At 74.9% G+C, this 18953-nt stretch carries 13 protein-coding genes; 3 read left to right on the top strand and 10 right to left on the bottom strand.

The window, feature by feature from the left end; translation table 11 throughout:
* Positions 1 to 143: 143 nt before the first annotated feature.
* A complete protein-coding gene (locus tag AB0O09_RS31230) occupies positions 144 to 1727 on the bottom strand; it encodes a type VII secretion protein EccB (RefSeq protein WP_363547469.1) in 1584 nt (527 codons plus the stop codon).
* 197 nt (positions 1728 to 1924) lie between these two features.
* On the opposite strand from AB0O09_RS31230, the gene eccE reads away from it, so the two are divergent.
* The 3 genes from eccE to AB0O09_RS31245 all read left to right on the top strand — a co-directional run bounded on the left by eccE (position 1925) and on the right by AB0O09_RS31245 (position 6508).
* Positions 1925 to 3310 (top strand): type VII secretion protein EccE, encoded by a 1386-nt coding sequence (gene eccE, locus AB0O09_RS31235; protein WP_363547471.1) that lies wholly within the window; start codon positions 1925 to 1927, stop codon positions 3308 to 3310.
* Positions 3310 to 4074, top strand: coding sequence for a hypothetical protein (locus AB0O09_RS31240; protein ID WP_363547474.1), 765 nt, complete (start codon positions 3310 to 3312; stop codon positions 4072 to 4074). The genes eccE and AB0O09_RS31240 overlap by 1 nt, the downstream gene beginning before the upstream one ends.
* Before the next feature lie 271 nt (positions 4075 to 4345).
* Positions 4346 to 6508 carry a MinD/ParA family protein gene (locus tag AB0O09_RS31245; protein ID WP_363547476.1) on the top strand — a complete coding sequence of 721 codons (2163 nt, stop codon included), beginning with the start codon at positions 4346 to 4348 and terminating at the stop codon, positions 6506 to 6508.
* Positions 6509 to 6580: 72 nt separating this feature from the next.
* Here the strand turns inward: AB0O09_RS31245 and AB0O09_RS31250 are convergent, their stop codons facing one another.
* From AB0O09_RS31250 to nusA, 9 genes are all read right to left on the bottom strand, one after another.
* Positions 6581 to 7528 carry a bifunctional riboflavin kinase/FAD synthetase gene (locus AB0O09_RS31250; protein WP_344627243.1) on the bottom strand — a complete coding sequence of 316 codons (948 nt, stop codon included), beginning with the start codon at positions 7526 to 7528 and terminating at the stop codon, positions 6581 to 6583.
* 61 nt (positions 7529 to 7589) lie between these two features.
* Entirely contained in the window at positions 7590 to 11033 is a 3444-nt protein-coding gene (locus AB0O09_RS31255) for a serine protease (protein WP_363547479.1), read from the bottom strand.
* 191 nt (positions 11034 to 11224) lie between these two features.
* Positions 11225 to 12130 carry a tRNA pseudouridine(55) synthase TruB gene (truB, locus tag AB0O09_RS31260; RefSeq protein ID WP_363547482.1) on the bottom strand — a complete coding sequence of 302 codons (906 nt, stop codon included), beginning with the start codon at positions 12128 to 12130 and terminating at the stop codon, positions 11225 to 11227.
* 32 nt (positions 12131 to 12162) lie between these two features.
* Complete coding sequence (locus AB0O09_RS31265) at positions 12163 to 13245, bottom strand: bifunctional oligoribonuclease/PAP phosphatase NrnA (protein WP_363547485.1); 1083 nt, start codon at positions 13243 to 13245, stop codon at positions 12163 to 12165.
* Between the two features lie 2 nt (positions 13246 to 13247).
* Positions 13248 to 13694, bottom strand: a complete 447-nt coding sequence (rbfA, locus tag AB0O09_RS31270; RefSeq protein ID WP_363547488.1) for a 30S ribosome-binding factor RbfA — start codon at positions 13692 to 13694, stop codon at positions 13248 to 13250.
* Positions 13695 to 13859: 165 nt separating this feature from the next.
* Complete coding sequence (locus AB0O09_RS31275) at positions 13860 to 14156, bottom strand: DUF503 domain-containing protein (RefSeq protein WP_030274794.1); 297 nt, start codon at positions 14154 to 14156, stop codon at positions 13860 to 13862.
* A 132-nt stretch (positions 14157 to 14288) separates the two neighbouring features.
* Positions 14289 to 17372 carry a translation initiation factor IF-2 gene (gene infB / locus AB0O09_RS31280; protein WP_363547491.1) on the bottom strand — a complete coding sequence of 1028 codons (3084 nt, stop codon included), beginning with the start codon at positions 17370 to 17372 and terminating at the stop codon, positions 14289 to 14291.
* A 194-nt stretch (positions 17373 to 17566) separates the two neighbouring features.
* Positions 17567 to 17860, bottom strand: a complete 294-nt coding sequence (locus tag AB0O09_RS31285) for a YlxR family protein (protein ID WP_344626980.1) — start codon at positions 17858 to 17860, stop codon at positions 17567 to 17569.
* 70 nt (positions 17861 to 17930) lie between these two features.
* On the bottom strand, positions 17931 to 18932 hold the full coding sequence (gene nusA, locus AB0O09_RS31290) for a transcription termination factor NusA (protein ID WP_030274800.1): 1002 nt from the start codon (positions 18930 to 18932) through the stop codon (positions 17931 to 17933).
* Positions 18933 to 18953: the final 21 nt, after the last annotated feature.

Below are 18953 nucleotides of genomic sequence, written 5' to 3' on the forward strand. Positions count from 1 at the left end.
ATGGTCCTGGTACGGCCCACCCGGTGACACCACGTTGCGGTGTCCCCAGCACTTTAGCCGCCGTTTGCAAGCGGCCCAACACCGGAGTACCGGTAGTTACCAGACCATGACACGGCCTACCGCACACCTGCACTGACGGTACGTCACGCGGTCTGCGCGGTCTCCGCCGCCTTGGAGCTGAGCGCGCCGCCGGCCGGCACCAGGATCGACCACTGCAGCGGAACCCGGCCCGGCGCAACGGACTTGTAGCCGAGGCGGGCCTGCGAACCGTTCTCCTCGTCCTTGCCCTGCGCCTGCTGCTGCCCCGCGGTCGGGGCGGGCGAAGGACCGGTGCCGCCGTCGTTGTTGGCCTGCAGCGAGTACCGCAGACCGGTCTCGGTGATCAGGAAGGTGGTGCCGGAGGTGTCCTGGGTGTCCGGACCGGCCTGGCCGTCCACCGCGCGGTACAACAGGCCGTGACCTGGAGTCACATGGGCGCTCGCGGAACCCAGCGGCACCTTGGCCGGGTAATCGGTGTGCGCCCACACGGTGCGCTTGGGCACGCCGTTGTCGTAGCCGGCGAAGGTGCTGCAGATCACCGAACGGGTGGCCTTGTCACCGGTGTTGAGCGGCGGCAGCGGCTTGGCGTCCGGCAGGTTCGTCTTGTCCAGGATCCTCGGGCTGATCTTCCCCGCCAGGTCCGCGTTGTCCCGCGGGGACATCTCGGCGGCCTTCGGGCTGGCGCCGTCGTAGACGGCGTCGAGCGCCGGGTCGTTGCGCATCAGCTCGGCCTGGAACGGCGTCACCTGGTAGAGGCTGTCCTTGCCGACCGAGTAGTAGGTGTTCTGGAAGACCAGCAGCCGGCCGACGTAGGCGTCCTCGGTGTTGGTGAGCTTGACGTTGGACTTCGTCTTCGCCTGGGTCAGGTCGGGGTTCTTCGGGAACTCCACGACCTCACCGGTCTCCAGCGTGTCCAGCCAGGCCTTGGTCACCTGCTGCGGCACGACGTCGACGCCGAACAGGCCGGACTCCAGGGCCTTCCGGTCGCGGGCCGAGAGGTTCAGCTTGCCCACGGCGTGCTTCACGCCGTTCATGTCGACCAGGAACTTGCTGGGGATGTCGTCCTTCGTCACCGGCGGCGCCTGGACGAACAGGCCCTGGCCCTCCTGCAGCACCTTCGCGGGGTCGGAGAGGGTCTTCGCCTCGTCACCGGCCGCGATGAACACGGCCTGGTTGATGCCCGCCTGGGTCTTGTCGACACCGGGCCGGTCGCAGACCGACCAGAGCTTCGCCTCACCGGCGTCGGCGGCCGAGGGCAGCTTGTCCGGCGCGTACGGGATGCCGATGGTGGCGCCGTGGTTCTTGTAGTTGTCCAGCACCTTGTCGGCGACCTGGACGACCTTGGAGCCGGCCGGCAGCAGCAGCTTCGCCGACGACATGTTGAGGACCTGGTGCAGCACCTTCTCGTGCGTCTGCGGGTCCTCCAGCACCACGTACCGGGTGGTGGATTCCTTGCCCTGGATGATGTTCTTGCCGTCGTCCCAGTTCAGCGGCGCGCTGGGCTTGATGACGCCCCACATGCCGAAGCCGGCCACCGCGACCGCGGCGACGACGAAGCTCGGCAGCACGGCACGCACCGGACGCGGTGCGTCCTCGTCGTTGCCGCCGCCCCCGGGCTGCAGGAACGCCCCCACCGTCCGCCGCCGCGCGAAGTTGTACGCGTTCAGCTCGTCCCTGCGTGATGCCATGCTCCCCGTCTCCCCTGTGTGTCCGCGCCCGTACTGCCGTCAACGCGCGTTCGCCGTGCGTGAGTCTGCCACCCGGCGGGCACCGTGTGCGCCGAACCCTCTACGATGCCGCAGCAGACGGTGAGTACCGTAACGGGTACGGTTCACCGCCCGGCCAGCCGGGCCGTGACATCTGATCAGAGAGGGTCCATCGGGGGATGCCAAGCCAGACCGCTCCAGCTCGACGCAGCGCCTCGCACGGCCGCCGGCAGGACGGCCGGGGTGCCGATCCCGGCGGTCGTCGGGCCCGGTCCGCGGCCCCCGCGACCGCCCCGGTGCCGCTGCGCGTCCACCCCCGGCCCGGGCTGCTCGGCAGCCGGCTGCGGCTCCAGCAGCTGGTGCTGCTGGAGGTCGCCGCGGCCCTGGTCGCGGTCGGGTGGACGATCGCCCCGGCGATGGCCGGCGCCTTCGCCGTCCCCGCCGTCCTGCTCGTCGTGGTGGCCCTGCTGCCGCTCGGCGGCCGCAGCCTGCCGGAGGCGATGCGCGTCCGCTCGGCGATGAAGGGCCGCCGCAAGGAGGCGCAGTACAACGTGCCGCCGCCGGGCACCGACCCGGCGCTGGCCCCCGCGTTGGAGGTCGAGCCGGCCCTGCGCACCTGCACCCACGTCACCGAGACCGACCTCGGCGACGGCCGTCCGATCCGCCGGGAGACCGGCATGGTCGGCGACGGCACCTTCTACACCTCGGTGCTGCTGGTGCAGGCGAAGGACCAGCCGCTGCGCCCCGCCCGCACCGCGCTGCCGCTGCCGCTCGACATCGTCTGCTCGGCCCTGCAGGTCGACGACATCGCCCTGGAGTCCGTCCAGCTGGTGCAGCACACCCAGCCGGCGCCGGCCCCGCACCTGCCGGACCAGTCGCTGGCCGCCCGCGCCTACCAGCAGCTGCAGGACGGCCCGGCCACCCCGGCGCTCCGGCTCACCTGGGTCGCGCTCAAGCTGAACCCGGAGACCTCGTCCACCGCGGTGCTCGCCCGCGGCGGCGGCGAGGAGGGCGCCCGCAAGACCCTCCAGCGGGTCACCGACCAGCTGGCCGGCCGGCTGAACGCGGCCGGGTTCACCGCCACCGTGCTGGACGAGCGCGAGCTGATCGCCGCGCTGGCCATCTCGATCTGCGCCAACCCGGTGGCCGTGGCCGGCCGCCAGGGCAGCGGCGGCGGCGGTGCGGCCGCCCGTCGCACCCAGGAGAGCAGCAAGTTCTGGCGGATCGACGACCGCTGGCACAGCACCTTCTGGATCTCCAAGTGGCCGCAGCTCAGCCGTCCGGGCGGCGCGCCGGGCCGGATCTCCGCGCCGGACCTGGTCAACCTGGTCACCGGCACGCCCGCACTGGCCAGCACCTTCAGCCTGACCGCCAGCCGGGGCACCGGCGGCTCGGTCGCGCTCAGCGGCCACGTCCGGGTGACCGGCCGCAGCGAGAGCGAGGTCGCCCAGGTGGGCCGCCTGGTGGAGTCGCGGGCGCAGAGCGCCGGCGTCGGCCTGAACCGCCTCGACCAGGAGCAGGCACCGGGCCTGCTCGCCACGCTTCCCCTGGGAGGGACGTCCTGATGGCCTATCAGTCCTACCCCACCCAGGCGCCGCAGCCTGCCGCCGAGCCCGCCCGCCCGGCCCGGATCCGTCCCGGCTTCGGCCTGCGCGGCCCGCGCCGCGAGAAGCACGTGCTCACCACCGAGGACCTCGCCGCGCTGTCCTTCCCGGTCGGCGACGACGGCGTGGTGATCGGTGTCGACCCGCACCAGCAGCCCGCCGTGATCGGCCTGTTCCGCCCGCACGCCTACGACGTGGTGCTGGTGGGCGGTGTGTGGACGGCGCAGGTCATCGCGCTGCGCGCGGCCGCGACCGGCGCCCGGGTGGCCGTGGAGACCGGCCGTCCGCAGACCTGGGCGCCGATGGCGCAGGCCGCCGGCGGCGGCCAGCCCTGCGTGACGGTCCACCAGGTCGGCCGGCTCGGCCCGCAGGGCGCCTCGGTCGCCTCGCCGGTGCTGGTCGTCCGCGACCTCGGCGCCCGCCCGTCGCGCAGCCGGCTGTCGGCGGCGCCCTGGCAGACCACGCTGACCCTGCTGCCGTACCTCGGCCCGAACGCGAGCCGGGTGCTCAACGCGGCCGACCTGGTGGGTGTGCAGCGCATCTCGCCGCAGGAGGCGGAGGTCGTCGCACGGGTGCTCTCGCTGGGCGACCAGGAGGTCGCCTCGCTGCCCACCCTCGGCGACAACATCACCCTGTGGGCGACCCGGATGCGCCAGCAGTACGTGATGACCAATCCGGGCGAGGCCGAGGCCCAGGTGCTGGGCGGCCCCCGCCGGATGGACTGACAGCACCTCACGGCACGGACGGCGGTCCGTGCCCGCCGCGGCCGGCACGGACACCCGTGTCGGCCGCCACCGTTTCGAGCGGTCACGGCCGGGGACGGGAGGCAGGAGGGCGCACGTCGGGCGTTCACCCTTTGGACGGTTCCCGGTGCGACGATCCGCCGTGCCCGCCGCGGTCCGGCAGCCGGTACCGCCTTCAGGTGACCGCGGATCACGTCCTAGTCTTGTTGCCCGACCCACCGCGAACAGCGGCGACGAAAACGAGGGAGCCCCAGTGAGCAGCGATCGGGACGGCGTCTACGTCGGCGACAACGCGGCGGAGGAGGACGACGACTGGTCGGACGAGCCCGACTACGCTCCCCCGTCCTGGTACACGCAGAGCGCCGCGCCGGAGCAGCCCGCACCGGCGCCCGCGCCGTCCCCACCGCCGTCCGCGCAGCCCCCGGTGGTGCAGCCGCCGGTCGCCGTCCAGCCTCCGGTGGCGCAGCCGCCCGCACCGGTGCCCGCTCCCGCGCCGGCCGCGGAGTCGGCTGCGGCGCCGGTGCCCGCTCCCGTGCCCGCCCCTGCGCCGGTGGCCGAGCAGCCGCCGGTCGTGCCGCCGCAGCCCGACGCTCCGGAGGCGGCCCGGCAGCCGGTCGCCGAGCAGCCGCCCGCTCCGGTGCCCGCTCCCGTCCCGGTCGCGGAGCCCGTGCCCGTGGCGGAGCCCGTGGTCAAGCCCGTGGTGGAGGTGCAGTCCGCCGCGGTGCCGCCGGCCGAGCCGGTGCCCGCGCCGGTGCCCGCTCCCGTGCCCGCTCCTGCGCCTGCGCCTGCTCCCGAGCAGCAGGCCGCGCAGCCGTGGCCGCCCGCGCCGCAGCAAACCCAGCCGCAGCAGCCCCAGCAGCCCGGTCCGTACGCCCCGCCACAGCAGCCGGTGCCGCCGGGCCCGCAGCCGTACCAGCAGACGGGTGCGCCGCAGCCGGGGCCCTGGCAGCAGCAGCCGCAGCAGGGTGTCCCCCCGACGGTTCCCGGCCCCGGTCCCGCTCCGGCACCCGGCCCCGCCCCGGTGCCCGGTCCGCCGGTCGACCCGCGGACGGGCGGCTGGCCGCAGCCGCAGGCGTACCAGCAGCCGTACCCGCAGCAGGGCGGTGTCCCGCAGGCCCCGGCCGCCTTCCAGCAGGCCGGTCCGCAGCAGGCGCAGGCGCACGGCGCGGCACTGGGCTACACCGCCGCGGTCGAGCTGTCCTCGGACCGGCTGCTGCGGGGGCAGCCGAAGGCCCAGCGCCAGCAGCCGCGGTTCCAGTTCGGCGGCAAGGCGGCGCAGGCCGACCGGGCGCGCAAGCTGGAGATCATCCGGACTCCGGTGCTGAGCTGCTACCGGATCGCGGTGATCAGCCTCAAGGGCGGCGTCGGCAAGACCACGACGACGACCTCGCTGGGTGCGACGCTGGCGAGCGAGCGCCAGGACAAGGTCATCGCGATCGACGCCAACCCGGACGCCGGCACGCTCGGCCGCCGGGTGAAGCGCCAGACCGGCGCGACCATCCGCGACCTGGTGACGGCCATCCCGCACCTGCGCAGCTACATGGACATCCGCCAGTTCACCTCGCAGGACCTGCACTCGGGCCTGGAGATCCTGGCGAACGACGTCGACCCGGCGGTCTCCACCACCTTCGACGACTCGGACTACCGCCAGGTCATCCAGACGCTCGGCCAGCACTACCCGATCATCCTGACCGATTCCGGCACCGGGCTGCTCTACAGCGCGATGCGCGGCGTGCTGGACCTCGCGGACCAGCTGATCATCGTCTCGACGCCCAGCGTGGACGGTGCCTCCAGTGCCTCGACCACGCTGGACTGGCTGTCCGCGCACGGTTACGCGGACCTGGTGCAGCGCAGCATCACGGTGGTCTCCGGGGTCCGCGAGACCAGCAAGATGATCAAGGTCGAGGACATCGTGGCGCACTTCCAGACCCGCTGCCGCGGTGTCGTGGTGGTGCCGTTCGACGAGAGCCTGGCGGCCGGCGCCGAGGTCAACCTCGCCATGATGAAGCCCAAGGTCCGCGACGCGTACTTCGAGCTGGCCACCCTGGTCGGCGAGGACATCGCCCGCACCCAGCAGGCCCAGCAGGCCGCCTGGGCGCAGCAGCAGGGCTACGGGCAGCAGCAGCCGGCGCAGCCGTACCAGCAGCAGGGCTACCCGCAGCAGCAGCCGCAGCAGCCGGGCTACGGCTACCCGGGGCAGCCCGCGCCGGGTGCGCCGTGGACCCCGCAGCCGGGCCAGGCCCCGCCGCCCGGCTGGGGCCAGCAGCCGCCGCAGGCCCAGCCCGGCGCGCAGCCGCTGCCGCAGGAGTGGCAGCAGCCGCAGCAGCCGCAGCAGCCGGGGTACGGCTACCCGCCGCAGCAGGACGGCCAGCAGCCCCCGCCGCCCGGGTACGGCTACCCGCCGCCGCAGCACTGAGCCCGGCGGCGTACAGCACGCAAGCCGGCCCCCGACAGCACCTGTCGGGGGCCTGCGGCGCGCTCGGGTGCGTCAGCCGGCGGTGTCGGTGAGCACGCGGGCCTGCTTGACGTCGTCGGCCATCCGCTCCAGCAGGTCCTCGATCGAGTCGAACTTCTCCATGCCGCGCAGGTAGGCGAGGAAGTCGACGGCCACGTGCAGGCCGTACAGGTCGAGGCCGACCCGGTCGATGGCGTAGGCCTCGACGGTGCGGGCGGTGCCGTCGAAGGTGGGGTTGGTGCCCACCGAGATGGCGGCCGGCATGCGCTCGCCGTCGGCGGTGAGCCAGCCCGCGTAGACGCCGTCGGCGGGGACGGCGCTGTGCGGCACGGTCTCCACGTTGGCGGTGGGGTAGCCGAGTTCGCGGCCGCGCTGGGCGCCGCGGACGACCACGCCCTCGACCCGGTGCGGGCGGCCGAGCACCTCGGCGACGCCGGCCATGTCCCCGGCGGCGACCAGCCGCCGGCACAGGCTGGAGGAGAACGCCTCGCCGTCGCCGGCGCTGCCGCTCACCTGCAGGTCGAGCACCTCGACCTCGAAGTCGTCGGTGCGGCCGAGCTCGGTGAGCAGCGCGACGTTGCCGGCGGCCCGGTGGCCGAAGCGGAAGTTCGGTCCCTCGACGACGGCCTTCGCTCGCAGCGCGTCCACCAGCACCGACCGGACGAAGAACTCCGGTGACTCCTGGGAGAATTCGAGGGTGAACGGCAGGACGAGCACGGCGTCGACGCCGAGCCCCTCGATCAGTTCGGCCCGGCGGGGCTGCGGGGCGAGCAGGGCCGGGTGGCTGCCCGGCCGGACGACCTCGCTGGGGTGCGGGTCGAAGGTGACGACGACGGACCTGGCGCCGAGCTCGCGGGCCCGCTCCACCACCCGCTCGATGATCAGCTGGTGGCCGCGGTGCACACCGTCGAACGATCCGATGGTGACGACGCTGCGCCCCCAGTCCCCGGGGATCTCCTCCAGGCCACGCCAGCGCTGCACCTGACCGCTCCTTGTTCCTCTGCCGCGCCTCGGGAGGCGCTCGAACACTCAACCCGAACCCCTATAGCGTGCCATGAGCCCGTCCCTGCTTCGGCACCGGAATGGCCTCGGCGCGGTCGGCGGCCCGTTCGGCCTCGGCCGCGGCGTACTGCGGGTCCCGGCCGGCGGCGGCGAGCTCGCGCAGCCGGGCGGTCAGCGGGCCGTCCGGGGGCGGCGGTGCGGTGTCCGGCCAGTCGGCGAGCAGCCGGGCGAAGGCGGCCGTCCGGCCGGCGGCCCGGACGAGGGCGGCGTCGGCCGCGGGCCACCGTCCGGCGATCCGGCGGACGAGGGCGCGGGCCCGTTCCGGATCGGTACGGGCGCAGCCGTCCGCGAACCGGTCGAGGACGGCGCCGAGCACCCCGGGGTCGCGTTCGGCGGCGAGCAGGGCGTCCAGCAGGCCGGCCCGGGCGGCGGCGTCGGGGCCGCCCTGCGCGGCGAGCACCGGGGCGAAGACCTTGCGGACGGTCGCGGGGGCGGTGACCAGCTCGGCGACCAGCGGCCGGGCGTCGTGCCCGGCGGCCAGCAGGACCTCCAGGTGGGCGGCCAACTGCCCGGCGCGTTCGGGGTGTTCGCGCAGCTGTCGGGCGGCGAGCAGGACGCCCTCGCGGACGGTCCGGGGGTCGGTGGCACCGGCGAGCAGGCGCAGTCCGTCGGCGACCGGCGCGGCGGGGGCCGCGAGCCTGCGCCGGACGGCGGCCAGCACGGCCCCGGGGTGGTCGTCCAGGGCGGGGGCGAGTGCGGCGGCGCCGAGGAAGGGGTCGTCGGCGGCGTAGGCGTCGAGGGCGCGCGGCAGGTGCGCGACCCGGTCCTCGGGGTCGTGCAGCAGCAGGGCGAGGGCGGCGCCGTGCAGGGCGGGCTCGTCCTCGCGGCCGAGCAGGGTGAGCGCGGTGAACCGCAGCAGCCGCCGGCCGGCCGGGTTGGCGTGCGGGGCGGTGCGCAGCGCGTGCACGGCGGCGGCGATGTGCCGTTCGGGGCGCGGGTCGTGGCTCCACCGGTCGACGGCGCGGCAGAGCGCGGAGGGCTCGTCCTCGGCGAGCCGGGCGAGCAGGGCGTCGGCCCGCGGGTGGGCGGCGCCGGCCAGGGTGTCCGTCAACTCGTCGACGGCCAGCCTGCGGTGGGCGTGCAGCAGGTCGTGGGCGAGGTCGGCGACGGTGGCGCCGGTGCCGTCGGCGAGCGGGCCGGTGTCGGCGAACCAGGCGCACAGCAGCGGTTGCACGGTGACCGGGTCGGCGGCGAGCAGCCCGGCGGCCGCGGCCCGGTACGGCCCGCCGGGCGGTTCGGTGCGGACGAGGCCGCGCAGCAGGTCGATCCGCTCGGCGGGGTCGAGCGGCAGGGCGGCCCACCAGGCGGGGGTGAAGGCGGGGTGGCCGGCGAGCCGGGCCAGCAGCGTCCGGTGGGCGCCGGGGCGGGGCAGCGCGGGCAGTACGGCGGCGAGCAGGCGGGCGGCCCACCAGGCGGCCTCGCTGCCGGGCGCGGCGGTGGCCAGGGTGTGCTGCAGCCGCTGCAGGTGCCCGGCCAGGACGGCCTCCTCGCCGTTCTCGGCGCATCGGCGCAGTGCGGCGGCGACCGGGCCGAGCCGGTGCCGCGGCACCCCGTGGCCCGCCGCGTCGCCGTGGCCGTCCGCGTCGCCGTGGCCGGCCGGGGCGGCGGCGCCCGGGTCGAGCAGCAGGCCGAGGGCACGGTCGAGGTCCAGGTGGCGGCCCTGCAGCCAGTCGGCGTGGTCCTCGCGGGCCAACCGGTGGCCGTCCCCGGCGGCGACGAACAGACCCTCCGCGAGGACGGCCGGGCCCCAGCCGCCGGCGGCCGGGAAGAGGCGCTCGAACTCGGCGGCGGTCAGCCCCGCGTGGCCGGCGCCGAGCAGCAGCCTGGCGGCCTCGTGGACGCGTCCGGCGAGGGCGGCGGCGGTGCGGCGCAGCCGGCCGGTGTCCTCGCCGCCGAGCGGCGGTGTGCCGCGGCGGTGGGCGCCGGGGCGGCGGTCCTCGGCGGCGCGGATCCGGCGGGCGGCCCGCAGGCAGACCAGGTCGAGGTGGGCGGCGTAGAGCTCGCCGCGGCCGGCCGGTGCGCCGTGCACGCCGGCGGCGCGCAGTTCGCCGGCGGTGCGCAGCGCCTCGGGGTGGCGGGCGTCGGCGGGTGCGAGGGCGGCCGCCTCGGCGCCGTGCCGGCGGGCGGCGCGGGCGGCGGCGTCGGCGGGCAGCGGGCCGAGGCCCACGGGGCGGCCGACGGGGGTGTCGGGGCCGTCCCAGGTCTCGGGGCGGCAGGCGGTGAGCAGCCGGACGCGGTGCTCGGCGAGCCAGGCCGCGGTGGCGGCCCACCAGGCGCGGGAGGGGACGGTGGGGGCCTCCTCGAGGGCGTCCAGCAGGACGAGCAGCGGGCGGGCGGCGTCGGCGCAGAGGCGGGCGGCCCGGTCGGCGGCGGGGGTGGGGACGGCGAGCCGGTCCGCGGCGCCGGCGAGGGCGCGGGCGACCGGGTCGGCGAGCGAGGTGTCGCCGGGGGCGAGGTCGGCGCCGCGCAGCCGCAGGGTGGGCAGCGGGCGGGCGCCCGCGCCGCGCCGTACGGCCAGGGCGGCGAGCTCGGTGCTGCGTCCGCTGCCGGGGGCGCCGACCAGCACGGTGAGCAGGTCGTCGGGTTCCTCGCCGGTGAGGCCGTCGGCCCGGTCGGTGCGGTCGGCGGCGAGCTCGGCCGTCCGGGACGGGCCGGGGCCGGCGGAGTGCAGCTGGGCGGCGGCGAGTTGGAGGACTCCGCCGAGGTTGAGTGCGGTGCCGTGCGCGGGGACGCTCTCGGCGTTGCGTCGCAGCAGCCGGTGCAGGCCCGTGCCGGTGAGCGGGGCGGCCGCGACGGTGTCGGGGCGCTCGCCGCGCAGGGCCGGGGCGAGGACGGCGAGGACGGCGCCGGTGGTGGTGTCCAGCACGGGGGTGCCGGGCAGCACGGCCTGCGGCGGTACGGCGAGGACGAGGGTGCCGGGGACGGCGTGCAGGCCCTCCGGCAGCACCAGCACGGCGGTGCAGCGGCCGGCCAGGCCGACGGGGTGCGGGGCTGCGGGCGTCCCGTCCGGCGCGGTGGGGCGGAGCAGGGCCAGCGGCCGCCCGTCGGCCCGGTCGGCGTCCTGTGCGATCGGGAGGGCGGCCGGAAGGGCCGCCGGGAGGGCCCCGGCGGGTACGGCGGGCGTGTTGGCCGGGCCCGGCCCGGGCGGGCCGTCGGCCGCGGGGTGGAGCAGGGCGAGGCCGAGCTCGGGCAGCGGCTCGACGGCGTCCGGGCCGAGCGGCCGGAGGGTGCCGTCGGGCAGTCGGAGGGCCAGGGCTCCGGGGCCCGCGGCGACCTCGTGGGCGGTGACCACGGTGCCCTGCGGGTCGGCGGTGAAGCCGAGGCCGCGGAGCCGGCCCGTTCCGTCGAGGACGCCCACCAGGGCGTCCTCGGGTCGGGGCGGGCGCGGCCCTGCCGTCGCCCCCGGCTGGTGTCTGCCCGCCATCCGCGCCGCCCCTCCCGCCGGATCAGCCGGCGGCCGGCCCGGCCGCCGTACTCACCGCGGGGAGTCTGCCCCCGGCGGACGGCGCACCACCCTGCGCGCGCCGTTCACGACACCGGTTCACTCCGCGCGCTCGCCCGAAAGGGTGAGCACGCGGAGTGAACCGGGAGCGGCGCGAACGAAGAGGCCGCAGGTCAGCCGACGAAGACGGCCACCGGACGGGCGTGCCCGCCCTTCTCCTCGACCAGGGCGAGGAAGCGGCCCTCCGGGTCGAAGACCGCGATCGGGCCGTCCGTGCCGAGGCCGGGGGCCTTGAGCCGCATGCCGTGCGAGAGCAGCTCGGCCTGCTCGGCGTCGATGTCCCAGCGGGGGAAGGCGGCGGCCGCCGCGTCGGCGATCGGCAGCACCTCCAGCTTCTCCTCCAGCTGCTCCAGGGTGCGGGCGTGCTCCAGGCCGTACGGGCCGACCTTGGTGCGGCGCAGCGCGGTGAGGTGGCCGCCGACGCCGAGGGCTTCGCCGAGGTCGCGGGCGAGCGCGCGGATGTAGGTGCCGGAGGAGCACTCGACGGTGACGTCGAGGTCGATCACCGGGGTGCCGTCCTCGGCGGTCGCGGCCCGCTGCTCGTGGACGGTGAAGGAGTGCACGTTGGTGGGCCGCGCGGCGAGTTCGAAGTCCTCGCCCTCGCGGACCCGGGCGTAGGAGCGCTTGCCGTCGATCTTGATGGCGGAGACCTTGGACGGGACCTGCATGATCTCGCCGGTCAGCGCGGCGATCCCGGTGTCGATCGCCTCCCGGGCGACGCCGTCGGCCGGCGTCGAGGCGGTGACCTCGCCCTCCCGGTCGTCGGTGATCGTGGTCTGGCCGAGCCGGATCGTCGCCTCGTAGGTCTTGCTGGTGAGCATCAGGTGGCCGAGCAGCCGGGTGGCCCGCTCGACGCCGAGCACCAGCACGCCGGTGGCCATCGGGTCGAGGGTGCCGGCGTGGCCGACCTTGCGGGTGCCGGCCAGCCATCGCAGCTTGGCGACCACGCCGTGCGAGGTGATGCCCTCCGGCTTGTCGACGACGACCAGGCCGTCCGGACCAGTTCCCTTGCGCTTCATGGGTTCTTTCTTCGCGGAATGGGTGGGCGGGGTCAGCCGGCCAGCGCGGCCCGGAAGCGGGCCACCACCGTCTCGACGTCCTCGCGGGCGGCGAAGCCGGCGGCGTAGACGTGCCCGCCGCCGCCGAGTTCGGTGCAGGCCGCGGCGACGTCCACGGCGCCCTTGGAGCGGCAGGAGCCGCGCAGGGTGCCGTCCGGGTCCTGCTTGAGCACGAGCGCGACCTCGGCCTCGGCGGGCCGCCGGAGCACGTCGATCAGGCCCTCGATCTCCTCGACGGTGACGCCGAACAGGGCGAGCTCCTGGTACGGCACCCAGGTCCACACCAGGCCGCGGCCGCCGACCGCGTCCGGCTCGAAGACCGCGCGCCCGAGGGCGCCGGCGAGCACCTTGAGGTAGCCGAACGAGGAGGTGTCCCAGAGCTGGCGGGAGATCAGGTCGTGCCGGATGCCGGTGGCGAGCAGCCGGGCGGCGAGCTCGTGGGTGGCCGGCGTGGTGGCGGAGTACTTGAAGGAGCCGGTGTCGGTGGCGACGCCGGTGTAGAGGCAGGTGGCGAGCGCCTGGTCGAGCGGGACGCCGAGGCGGCGCAGCAGCTCGTCGACGAGCACGGCGGTGGCCGGGGCGCCCGGGTCGATCAGCCGGTGGGTGCCGAAGCCCGGGTTGGAGGCGTGGTGGTCGAGGACGACCATGACCGGGGCGGCGAAGGCCTTGTCGCGGAGCAGGCCGAGGCGGCCCTCGGAGGCGACGTCGAAGCAGAGCACCAGCTCGGGCACGTCGGGGACGTCCGCGGCGGGCACGATCAGCTCCTGGCCGGGCAGGAAGGACAGCGACTCGGGGACGATCTGCGGGTCGTCGCCGAAGGAGACCCGGACGCGGTGGCCGAGCGAGCGCAGCGCGAGGCCCGCGGCGAGCGCGGAGCCCAGGGCGTCGCCGTCCGGGTTGATGTGGCAGATCAGGTCGATGTCGGTGGCCCGCCCGATCTCCGCCACGACGCGCTGCCACTCGTGGTCGAGGCCGGAGGCCTCCGTGCGTGGCCCCGGAAGCACCGCGAGGGCAGGCTCCACCGTGCTGGTGGAGACCGCCCCCGCGGTACCGGCCGCCGTCGGCTCGCCGGTCATGCCTACTCGTCCTCGTCCGCGTCGTCGTCGCGGGTGCTGCTGCGGTACGGGTCCGCCTCGCCGGCGTAGCTGGCGCCGGCCGCGGCGGTGCGCACCGCCGCGTCGGACTGGCGGGCCCGGTCGAGCAGGTCGTCGATGTTCTTGGCGTTGTCCGGCAGCGCGTCCGCGACGAAGGTCAGGGTGGGCGTGAAGCGCACCCCGGTCTGCCGGCCGACCTCGGAGCGCAGGACGCCCTTGGCGCTCTCCAGGGCGGCGGCGCTGGCCTGGCGCTCGGTCTCGTCACCGTAGACGGTGTAGAAGACGGTGGCCTCGCGCAGGTCCCCGGTGACCCGGGCGTCGGTGATGGTCACGTAGCCCAGACGCGGGTCCTTGATCCGGCGCTGCAGGGTCTCGGCGACGACCACCTGGATGCGGTCGGCGAGCTTGCGCGCCCTTGCGGTGTCGGTCACGTTGCCTCCTCGTGCGATGGGCCCGGTACCCGGGTCGGTCGCGCACCCGGTGGGGCCCCTGCCCCAACGTACCTGCCCGCGCCCAGCCTTGTGGGCGCTCTCGGTCCTGATCGGTGTGACGGTGGCGACTCCCGCTCCCGCGGGGGCGTCCCGCCCGACCGGTGGTCACTCATCGTCGTCGTGGTGGTACCGCCTCCGTGCGGAGAGCAGCATCACCTCGGGGCGGCCGGCGACGAGCCGCTCACAGCTGTCCAGGACCTCGGTGACGTACGAGGCGTCCCCGGAGACCACCGCGAGGCCGATCTCGGCCCGGCGGTGCAGGTCCTGGTTCCCGACTTCGGCAGCGCACACGCTGTACTTGCGCTGCAGTTCGGCCACGATGGGCCGCACGATCGAGCGCTTCTCCTTCAACGAGTGGACGTCACCCAGGAGGAGGTCGAACGTGAGTGTTCCTACGAACATGTGTGGCAGGTCAGAGCCGACCTGGAGGCCTCGGAGAGATCCCTGCTCGGGGATGTACGAGGACCCTACACAGCGAGACCGGGGCCGGTCGACGGGTTATGCACCCGTCGGCCGGCCCCGGACAGTGAGCCGTTACGAGCGCGGCTTCTCGCGCATCTCGTAGGTCTCGATGACATCGTCGACCTTGATGTCGTTGTACGAGCCCAGGGTCACACCGGCCTCGAAGCCCTCGCGGACCTCGGTCGCGTCGTCCTTGAAGCGGCGCAGGCCCTCGATGTTGAGGTTCTCCGCCACGACCTTGCCGTCGCGCAGCAGGCGGGCCTTGGTGTTGCGTCGGATGACGCCCTCGCGCACCAGGACACCGGCGATGTTGCCGAACTTGGAGGAGCGGAACACCTCGCGGATCTCCGCGGAGCCGAGGCGCACCTCCTCGTACTCGGGCTTGAGCAGGCCCTTGAGCGCGGCCTCGATCTCCTCGATCGCCTGGTAGATGACCGAGTAGTACCGGATGTCGACGCCCTCGCGATCGGCCGCGGTACGGGCACGCCCCTCGGCGCGCACGTTGAAGCCGATGATGATGGCGTCCGAGCCCATCGCCAGGTCCACGTCGGACTCGGTGATGGCACCCACACCGCGGTGCAGGATCCGGAGCTCGACCTCCTCGCCCACGTCCAGCTTGACGAGGGCGTCCTCGAGGGCTTCGACGGAACCGGAGACGTCACCCTTGATGATGAGGTTGAGCTTCTCGATGGAGCCGGCGGCCAGGGCGGCCTCCAGACCCTCGAGCGAGACGCGGACACGGCGCTGGGCCATGGACGCGTTGCGGTCGCGGGCGGCGCGCTTCTCGGCGATCTGGCGGGCGGTGCGGTCCTCGTCGACGACGATGAAGCTGTCGCCGGCGCGGGGCACCGAGGTCAGACCGAGGAGCAGGACCGGACGGGACGGGCCGGCCTCATTGAGGCTGTTGCCGTTCTCGTCCAGCATCGCGCGGACGCGGCCGTAGGCGTCGCCCACGACGATCGAGTCGCCGACGCGGAGCGTGCCGCGCTGGACGAGCAGCGTCGCCATGGCGCCGCGGCCCTTGTCCAGGTGGGCCTCGATCGCGATGCCCTGCGCGTCCTGCTCCGGGTTGGCCCGGAGGTCGAGCGAGGCGTCCGCGGTGAGGACCACGGCCTCCAGCAGCTGCTCGATGTGCAGGCCCTGGCGGGCGGAGATGTCGACGAACATGGTGTCGCCGCCGTACTCCTCGGCCACCAGGCCGAACTCGGTCAGCTGGCCGCGGACCTTGGTCGGGTCGGCACCCTCGACGTCGATCTTGTTGACCGCGACCACGATCGGCACGCCGGCGGCCTTGGCGTGGTTCAGCGCCTCGATCGTCTGCGGCATGACGCCGTCGTTGGCCGCGACCACCAGGATCGCGATGTCGGTCGACTTGGCACCACGGGCACGCATGGCGGAGAACGCCTCGTGACCCGGGGTGTCCAGGAAGGTGATGCGGCGCTCCTCGCCGTTCACCTCGGTCTGCACCTGGTAGGCACCGATGTGCTGGGTGATGCCGCCGGCCTCGCCCGCCACCACGTTGGTCTTGCGGATGGCGTCGAGCAGGCGGGTCTTGCCGTGGTCGACGTGACCCATGACGGTCACGACCGGCGGACGCGGCGCCAGCATCTCCTCGTCGCCCTCGTCGGCACCGAAGTCGATGTCGAAGGACTCGAGCAGCTCGCGGTCCTCGTCCTCACGGCTGACGATCTCCAGCACGAAGCCCATCTCGCCGGCCAGCAGCTCGAGGGTGGCGTCGGAGACCGACTGGGTCGCGGTGACCATCTCGCCCAGGTTGAACATCACCGAGACGAGCGCCGCCGGGTTGGCGTTGATCTTCTCCGCGAAGTCCGTCAGGGAGGCACCGCGCGACAGGCGGACGGTCTGTCCGTTGCCGCGAGGAAGCATCACACCGCCGACGGACGGGGCCTGCATGGCCTCGTACTCCTGGCGCTTCGCCCGCTTCGACTTGCGACCGCGGGCCGGACGGCCACCGGGACCGCGACCGAAGGCACCCTGCGTGCCGCCACGGCCACCCGGACCACCGGGACGGCCGCCGAAGCCACCGGGACGGGCACCGCCGCCGCCGAAGCCGCCACCGCCGCCGGCACCGCCACCCGGACGCGGGCCGCCGAAGCCGCCGCCCGCCGGACGCGAGCCCGGACCGGCCGGACGACCGGCGAAGCCGGGACGACCGCCGCCGGCGCCGCCACCCGGACGGGCACCGGGGCCGCCACCCGGGCGCGGGCCCGGACGCGGGCCCGGACCGGCCGGACGCTGCGGCATCATGCCGGGGTTGGGACGGGGCATGCCCGCGGGGCTCGGGCCACCGGGACGCGGCGCGGCGGGACGGGGCAGCCCGTCCGGACGCGGAGCGCCACCGGGACGCGGAGCACCGGCGCCGGGAGCACCCGGACGTGCGCCACCGGGACGCGGGGCACCACCGGCACCGGGCGCACCGGCACCCGGACGCGGACGGTCGCCGCCCGGACGCGGGGCACCACCGGCACCGGGCGCACCGGCACCCGGACGCGGACGGTCGCCACCGGGACGCGGGGCACCGGCACCGGGACCGCCCTGACGGCGCTCGCCGGGCCGGGCCATGCCGGTGTTGCTCGACGTGAAGGGGTTGTTGCCCGGACGCGGGCCGGCCGGACGCGGGCCCGGACGGGCCGCGGGGTTGGCCGGACGCGCAGCGGCCGGACGGGACTCACGGGCCTCGCCGGCCGGGGCTGGGGAGGAGAACTCGGCCGCCGGCGCCGCAGGAGCGGCGGGCGCGGCCGGGCGGGCCGGGCGCGGACCGGGCGTCGGCGCGCCGCCCGGGCGGGAAGCCGCGGGGGCGGCCGGCGCGGACGGGGCCGCGGCGGCGGGGGTGGGACGGGGGCCCGGCGTCCCGGTGGGACGCGGGCCGGGGGTGGGCGCACCCGGCTTGGGTGCAGCCGCGCCGGCACCGCCGGCGGGCTGGGGCGCCGCGGGCTTCCGCGGGCCAGGCTTCGCGGAGGAACCACCGGCAGGCGGCGTCGCTCCCAAAGCGTCAGTCAACTTGCGAACGACCGGCGCCTCGATCGTCGAGGACGCCGAACGCACGAACTCACCGAGCTCGGTGAGCTTGGCCATGACGGCCTTGCTCTCCAAGCCAAGTTCCTTGGCAAGCTCGTATACCCGGACCTTAGCCACTTCGCTCCTGTCTATCCGTCCGGGGTCATCGTCCGCCGGACTGTCGCTACTTCATGGGCGTACTCATCGCGTACTCATCGAGTGCTCATCGCAATCTCGACCTACTTCCATCTCGCGAGGTACCTGACGTTGCGCACCGCACACGACGAACGTGTGCCGTGCAGTTCCTACGGTGCTCCGCCGCGCCTGAGTCATCAGGACGCCGGGGCCGCGCCCGCCCGCTGCTCGACGTGTGACCGCAGTGCATCGGTGTCGAGCGGACCCTGGAGCCGGAAGGCCCTGGGGAACGCCCGACGGCGGACCGCGAGGTCGAGGCAGGCGGGATCGGGATGCAGATGTGCACCCCGCCCCGGCAGTGCGCCGCGGAGATCGGGGACGCATTCGCCCTCGACCGCCACGACACGCAGCAGCTCGTGCTTGGCCGCGCGCTTGCGGCAGCCCACGCAGGTGCGTTCAGGGCATGCGCGGACATGCGTCCGGCCAGACAACTTCAAGTCTACCCCTCCGATGGGACATGGCGCCGCCCCGCCGATCTCCGGGGGACTCCTACAACACCGACTACTGGTCCGGGGATTCCCCGGCGGGGGCCTCGGTGTCCGGCCGGATGTCGATCCGCCAGCCCGTCAGGCGGGCGGCCAGGCGGGCGTTCTGCCCCTCCTTGCCGATCGCCAGGGACAGCTGGTAGTCCGGCACGATCACCCGCGCGGACCGCTGCGCGTAGTCCACGATCTCCACCTTGGTCACCCGGGCGGGCGACAGCGCGGCGGCGACCATCTCGGCCGGGTCCTCCGAGAAGTCGACGATGTCGATCTTCTCGCCGTGCAGCTCGGCCATCACGTTGCGCACCCGGCCGCCCATCGGGCCGATGCAGGCGCCCTTGGCGTTCAGGCCCTGCTTGCGCGACCACACCGCGATCTTGGTGCGGTGGCCGGCCTCGCGGGCGATCGCGGCGATCTCCACCGAGCCGTCCGCGATCTCCGGCACCTCCAGCGCGAACAGGCGCTTGACCAGGTTCGGGTGGGTGCGCGAGAGCGTCACCGACGGGCCGCGGACGCCGCGGCGCACGCCGACCACGTAGCAGCGCAGCCGGGTGCCGTGCTTGTACTCCTCGCCGGGCACCTGCTCCTGCGGGGGCAGGATCGCCTCCAGCTTGCCGATGTCGACCAGGATGTTCTTGGGGTCGTTGCCCTGCTGGACGACACCGGTGACGATGTCGCCCTCCTTGCCCGCGTACTCGCCGAAGGTCTGGTCGTCAGCGGCGTCCCGCAGGCGCTGCAGGATGACCTGCTTGGCGGTCGACGCGGCGATCCGGCCGAAGCCGCTCGGGGTGTCGTCGAACTCCTTCGGCTCGACGCCCTCCTCCAGCTCGGCGGAGTCCTCCAGCGCCCAGACCGTGACGTGGCCGGTCTTGCGGTTCAGCTCGACCCGGGCGCGGCGGCGCGAGCCCTCGGTGCGGTGGTACGCGATGAGGAGCGCCGACTCGATCGACTCGACCAGCAGGTCGAACGGAACGCCCTTCTCGGTAACCAGCCCACGCAGGGCGCTCATGTCGATGTCCACGGCTACGCCTCCTCTTCTCTC

This window comes from Kitasatospora sp. NPDC093679 (genome assembly GCF_040683455.1).
Lineage (GTDB): Bacteria > Actinomycetota > Actinomycetes > Streptomycetales > Streptomycetaceae > Kitasatospora > Kitasatospora arboriphila.